This window comes from Patulibacter sp. NPDC049589, assembly GCF_040675535.1.
Classification (GTDB): domain Bacteria; phylum Actinomycetota; class Thermoleophilia; order Solirubrobacterales; family Solirubrobacteraceae; genus Patulibacter.
The window spans coordinates 1-5,195 of the sequence record NZ_JBFAPC010000253.1 but is presented as its reverse complement, the minus strand read 5'-3'; the positions used below and the strand labels follow the sequence as shown (position 1 = coordinate 5,195).

At 72.7% G+C, this 5,195-nt stretch carries 8 protein-coding genes and 1 pseudogene; 5 read left to right on the top strand and 4 right to left on the bottom strand.

Annotated features, from left to right (window positions below; translation table 11 throughout):
• Positions 1-381: hypothetical protein (locus tag AB0L40_RS26335; RefSeq protein ID WP_364361536.1), on the top strand; the 381-nt coding region annotated here is incomplete at its 5' end.
• 188 nt (positions 382-569) lie between these two features.
• Positions 570-725, top strand: coding sequence for a hypothetical protein (locus tag AB0L40_RS26330; protein WP_364361534.1), 156 nt, complete (start codon positions 570-572; stop codon positions 723-725).
• Positions 726-764: 39 nt separating this feature from the next.
• On the opposite strand, the gene AB0L40_RS26325 is transcribed toward AB0L40_RS26330, so the two are convergent.
• Positions 765-998, bottom strand: coding sequence for a LuxR C-terminal-related transcriptional regulator (locus AB0L40_RS26325; RefSeq protein ID WP_364361532.1), 234 nt, complete (start codon positions 996-998; stop codon positions 765-767).
• Between the two features lie 369 nt (positions 999-1,367).
• Between AB0L40_RS26325 and AB0L40_RS26320 the strand changes: the two genes are divergently transcribed.
• Positions 1,368-1,547, top strand: a complete 180-nt coding sequence (locus AB0L40_RS26320; RefSeq protein ID WP_364361530.1) for a hypothetical protein — start codon at positions 1,368-1,370, stop codon at positions 1,545-1,547.
• Positions 1,544-1,981 (top strand): PIN domain-containing protein, encoded by a 438-nt coding sequence (locus AB0L40_RS26315; protein WP_364361528.1) that lies wholly within the window; start codon positions 1,544-1,546, stop codon positions 1,979-1,981. Before AB0L40_RS26320 ends, AB0L40_RS26315 begins: the two co-directional genes overlap by 4 nt.
• A gap of 69 nt (positions 1,982-2,050) precedes the next feature.
• Here the strand turns inward: AB0L40_RS26315 and AB0L40_RS26310 are convergent, their stop codons facing one another.
• Complete coding sequence (locus AB0L40_RS26310; RefSeq protein WP_364361526.1) at positions 2,051-2,773, bottom strand: hypothetical protein; 723 nt, start codon at positions 2,771-2,773, stop codon at positions 2,051-2,053.
• A 158-nt stretch (positions 2,774-2,931) separates the two neighbouring features.
• Positions 2,932-3,078: a hypothetical protein gene (locus AB0L40_RS26305; RefSeq protein ID WP_364361524.1), complete on the bottom strand. Its 147-nt coding sequence runs from the start codon at positions 3,076-3,078 to the stop codon at positions 2,932-2,934.
• 677 nt (positions 3,079-3,755) lie between these two features.
• Here AB0L40_RS26305 and AB0L40_RS26300 point away from each other — a divergent pair.
• Positions 3,756-3,974 (top strand): annotated as a pseudogene (locus AB0L40_RS26300) (IS630 family transposase); the annotation flags it as partial.
• An 833-nt stretch (positions 3,975-4,807) separates the two neighbouring features.
• On the opposite strand, the gene AB0L40_RS26295 reads toward AB0L40_RS26300, so the two are convergent.
• Positions 4,808-5,125, bottom strand: coding sequence for a hypothetical protein (locus AB0L40_RS26295; RefSeq protein WP_364361522.1), 318 nt, complete (start codon positions 5,123-5,125; stop codon positions 4,808-4,810).
• Positions 5,126-5,195: the final 70 nt, after the last annotated feature.

The window sequence follows — 5,195 nt, the reverse complement described above, 5'->3', positions numbered from 1 at the left end:
GGTGCCGCGGCCACCGGGGCGACGGCGGCGCCGGGCGCCCCGTCGTTCACGGTGCTCGCCGCGGCCGTCTGCCGCGCCGAGGTCGGCGCGGTGCCGCCGGTGCCCGACCCCGAGAAGTCCGGCGCCCCCGAGCATCGGCGCTACGTGCGGGCGGTGCAGACGGCCGCGGGCGGCCTGGCGTCCGCGTTCGTCGCCCTCGAGGGCCGGCGCCCGGAGTCGCAGGGCACCCTGGAACCCCTGGTGGCGAGGGCCCGCGCGGTGGAGCGGACCGCCCGCGCCGCCGCCCGCGGGGGGACGGGGGGGTCCGCGGACGTGCGGATCGCGATCGCCCGGCTCAACGAGGCCTCGTCGGCCGCGAGCCTGCCCGCCTGCGCGCTCTGAGCGCCGCGCGACCGTCGGCGGACGGCCGACGGGGCGGGCTGGCCGGACGACGCCGGGGTGACGGCCCCGCGAGGGGGTTCTCGCGGCGAACGGGGAGCGCGATCTCGGTCTCGGGGCACGCAGAACAGACGAAGCACCGCGTCCTGTGACGCATGTCGCACTCCATTTCTGAGAAGGTGGTCGCCATCATGAGTTGGCTCCCCCTCCTGCTCTCGGTGTGGATCGTGCTCGACGTCGTCATCGTCGGCGCCATCGCCCACCTGGCCCGCCGCCGCGCCACGCTCGACGCCGGCGACGTCCGGACCCTGCGCATCGGGCCGCGCGGCCGGACCACGGCGCACTAGATGATGGATTCGTCTAGCCGCTCGCCACGCGGCGGTGCGTCAGGCCGCGATGGGGTGCGACCCGGAGTCGGCGGCCGGGTGCAGCGCCACCAGCCCGGCCCGGAGCGCGTAGACCGCGAGCTGCGTGCGCGTGTGGGCCCCGAACTTCCGCATCAGCGACTTGACGTGCGACTGCACCGTGCGTGGCGAGTTCGTCAGGCGTTCGGCGATCTCCGGGTTGGTCAGCCCGTCGACGATCAGCGTCAGCACGACGAGCTCACGCGCGGTGAGCACGGGCCCGTCGGCGACGGACGCCGTCCTGTCTGACGTCGAGGTTGGTGCCGGTACGGCATCGAGCACGGATGCGATCCTGGTGGGTCGAGGACGGAGCATGGCCCTCGACGGGGACTCGCAGGCCGAGGGAGAGGCTACCGGACGTGAACGGTGTATTCGTTGCGAAAACCCGCGAACGAGTCGGTGAGCGCAACGACGAGCGGTGCTTCGCCGGGCATCGGCGTCGCCACGATGTGTGCGGCGTCCTGGGAGGTCCATGAGCATGTGCCCATGACCATGGACTAGCATCATGGCATGAGGACGTTGCGTATCTCGCGGGGGGGACAGGTCTCGGTTCCGGCGGAGGTTCGGCACCGGTGGGGGACGTCGGTGGTGGAGGTCGAGGATCGGGGTGACGAGCTCGTGCTCCGCCCGGCTCCGGACGATCCGGTCGCGGCGCTGCAAGGGATCTTCGCCGGCCGTGCCGAAGCGGTGACCACCGAGCGGGCGCTGGCGGACCTGCGTGCCGACGATGCCGCGGCGGAGGTCCGACGTCCGGACGCGGTATGAGCCTGCTCCTGGACGCCTCGGCGTTGGTGGCGTTCGTCCGTGGGGAGCCGGCGGCCGGCGAGGTCGCCGACGCCCTGCGGAGCGGCGAGGCGGCGGTGGTGTCGGTCAACGTGGCAGAGCTGACCGACGTGCTGGTTCGCCGGATCGGCCTTCCGCAGGGTGAGGTCGACGCGGCCGCCGACCGCCTGGTCGCGCTGCTCGAGGTGCGACCGGTGGACGTGACCCTCGCCCGCCGGGCCGGGGCGCTGCGTGCGCGCCGCTACCACCGCGATACGGCGCCTCTGTCCCTGGCGGACTGCCTCTGCGTGGCGGCGGTCGGTTCGGGCGACGCCGTGCTGAGCTCGGACGTGCCCCTGCTGCGCGCGGCCGACGCGGAGGGAGCCTCCGTCCGCGTCCTGCCCGACAGCCGCGGTCACCGTCCGCGGATCACCTGAACCGGTCGACGAGGCAGCGCGCCGGCCGGAGCAGGCCAGGGCGAACGGGCGCGGACCGGGGTGCGTTGCTCAGCGGAGCAGGTCGGCGGCGGCGTCCCGTGGGTCCTCGCCCCGACGCACGGTGAAGGACGCGAAGACGGCGAGGACGGTCTCGCCGAGCCAGTCGGCGGAGGTCTGCGGGTCGCAGCGCACGCGCGACGCGTGCCCGTCGAGCAGCGCGTCGATGGCGTCGGCGAGCTCCTCGATGCGGCGGCCCGGCCGCATCTGGCGATCGAGGGCGCCCATCAGCGCCTTGTACGCCGCGGTCGCCGACGCGGTCCGGCGCCGCCGGTCGGCGCGCAGCAGCCGGGCGGCCTCGACGTCGGAGTCCGCGAAGGCGAGGGCCAGGTGGGACATCCGCGCACCGTGCGGGAGGTCGCGGGCGGTCAGGCTGGGGACGAGCCGGTCGGCGTCGGCGACGACGGCCGCCAGCCGGTCCGCGACCGTCGACGGGGTCAGGGGCTCAGCGGTGATCCCCTCGGCCTGGGTCTCGGCGTCGGCGCCCGAGTCGTCGTCGAGGGCGACCTCGAGCATCGCCAGGGCGAGATCGACGCGCCGGAACGCGAGCCGCCCCTTCTCGTCGTGGCCGTCGCCGTGTCCGAACTGGTACCGGATCGTCGATGGTGCCCACGGCCCGTCGGCGGCCAAGCGCTCGGGCGTCACCCACTTGAACACCTGCTCGAGTCCGGCCGTCGCGAGTTGCGAGAGGGCCGCTTCGACGATCTCCCGCCGGACCGTGAGGGGTTCGAGCACCTGCGCTCCAAGGGTCGAGGTCGGATCGGCCCTCGACGGGGGAACTCGCAGGCCACGTCGAGCGTAGCGAAGGTGAACGCTGTGACCAAGCGGCTTGGACGAGTGGTCACCCTCCCGGAAGACCTGGGCACGACGGTCGCGAAGGGTGGGGGAGGGCGTCAGTTATGGGCGTCCTCGCGACCCTCCGGTGGTGATGGCGGGGCGCGGACGAACACCGGCCCGTACTGGCTCCCGATCACCCGCAGGACGTACGCCTCCCGGGTGTAGGAATAGCGCAGCGCCGGCCGGATCACGGCAAGGGCCACGGGGTTGATGCGGCGCCGGGGGCGCGGTTCGAGACGCATTCGGACCTCGAGAGGACTAGGGCTACCCCTGACCACAGGGGTTCGGCGTCGTGTACGACGCGACCCCCCGATACCTGACGGCGCGAGCGTCGCCGCAGGCGTGGGAACACGCGGACGGGCCGGGGCGTCCCATCGGACGGACGTCCGTACGACGTCCGTGGACCGGGTACGCGGCGGATGACGGGGCCACACAGGCAGGGAGACCCACAGGCGTCTCGGGGACCCCGAGTCGCACGCCGGCGCCGGCGGCGGCCCCTCTGGCCTGCCTCGTCGACGGCGGGGTCCGCTCCGTCCCGGCCGTGGGCGCCTCCCTGGTGCTGGCCGACACGCTGACGACCCTGGCGGGTCTCGTGGACCCGGGCAGCGATCACGGGACGCTCGTCGCCGAGGCGGTGCTGGCGACGTGGTCGTGGGCACGGATCGCGTCGGTCCGGGTGCTGGAGAACGGCGGTGCCGCGGCGGCGATCCTGCCGCGGGCGATCGACCGCTGCGTGGCTCTCGCGGCGGACGTCGTGACCGTGACCACGATGGGCCCACGGCCGACGGCGCAGGCGATGATCGACGACGTGCGCGGAGCGGTGCTTTGTTCCCGGGACGCCCGCGTCGACTTCGTGATCGCGGCGGGCAAACGTCCCCGGCAGCCGACGTTGCCGAAGATGCCCGACATGCCGGAGACGCGCACCCACGACTACCTCCGGCACGGCACCACCAGCATCGTCGCCGCACTCAACATCGAGGACGGAACGGTCGTCAGTTCCACACACCGCAAGCACCGCGCGGCCGAGTTGAAGAAGTCCCTGACGAAGATCGACAACGAGGTCCCCGCCGATCTGGACATCCACATCGTCTGCAACAACTAGGCAGCGCTACCGGCTGCTGCACGTCGCCGCCCGGATCGCGATGCACGCACGCACCCGCCCGGATGCGGATCGACCAACAGTGGCCCTGGGCCGAGCAGATGACCGCTGGCTACACCCGGCTGGCCGCACTCGGACCACCGACCTGAACATCGCCCCGACCCGACACAGATCTGAACCCGGCTCCCGGGCGCGCTGACCACGACGCCCGCCTACCGCTGCCCGAAACCACCACCAACACCGCCCCGCGGCCCCTCCCGGCCACGCCACACGCGCCAGCCACCACGACAAAGCTGCCCCGAGACGCATCACAGGCCCAGCACTGACCTCCACGCCCGATCTACGCCTCAAACGCAGACCTTCACGCAAGATCCGGGCTAGGTCCGGAGCCTGTTCGGCTGGAGCGCCCCGCGCTGTTCGACACGGGGGTCTGGACGTGGGTGCGGGACCGGCGGTTCCCGAGCTGGCTGCGTGGTTCAATGCCTGCGGCGGCGCCCAGGCTCGTGCTGGTCTGCGATGTGGTCGTGCTCGAGCGCACCCGTCTCGCGCCGGACGCGCGCGACCTCCAGCTAGCCCCTTGCAGGTGGAGGCGACCACCGTCGCGTAACCCCGCCGGACCTTGGCGTCTGCTGCGCGTCGTGCCGGCGTTGTGCTCGTCCACCGCGACCGCGACTGCGAGCGGATCTCCGACGTCGCCGAAATGGAACACCGATGGTTCACTCCCGACGGGACGTTGGCCGGATAGTCGCGGGCGAGGCGCCGGGGACACGCCGACGAAGCGGGGTCGCCATCGTCCGTTCCGTCGGGTGGATCGTCGAGTGACGCGAGCCGCGTCAGCAGTTGACGACCGCGGGATCCACGAACGGGGTTCCGCGGAGGCTTCCGGACGTCTGGCCGTTGTTGTAGAAGGCATCAGCGGAGACGTAGAATGCGTTGCTCCACGGCGATTGCGCGATCCGGTACCACCAGGTGTTGCCGTCTGCGACCCGGAAGCCGGGGATCTTGCAGGCGATCTGGACGGTCGCTCCACCCGGGATCGTGGGCCCTTGCGTCCCGCCCGCGTTGGCGTAGTTCGTCCAGGTGTTGGCGTTACCGCCGGCCGTCTCCGCGAAGGTCGTGGGGGGGCTGTCCCGCGTCAAGATCTCTCGCACACCTGTTAGTTGAGCCCGGCGGTCCCGCGGAGACGCGGCTGGCGGCTCGCGAAGGGCGCCCGGAGGGCGA

Excerpts from the sequence above, each read along its gene's own strand:
- AB0L40_RS26330 (WP_364361534.1), top strand. The coding sequence starts at position 570 with ATGAGTTGGCTCCCCCTCCTGCTCTCGGTGTGGATCGTGCTCGACGTC.
- AB0L40_RS26315 (WP_364361528.1), top strand. The coding sequence starts at position 1,544 with ATGAGCCTGCTCCTGGACGCCTCGGCGTTGGTGGCGTTCGTCCGTGGG.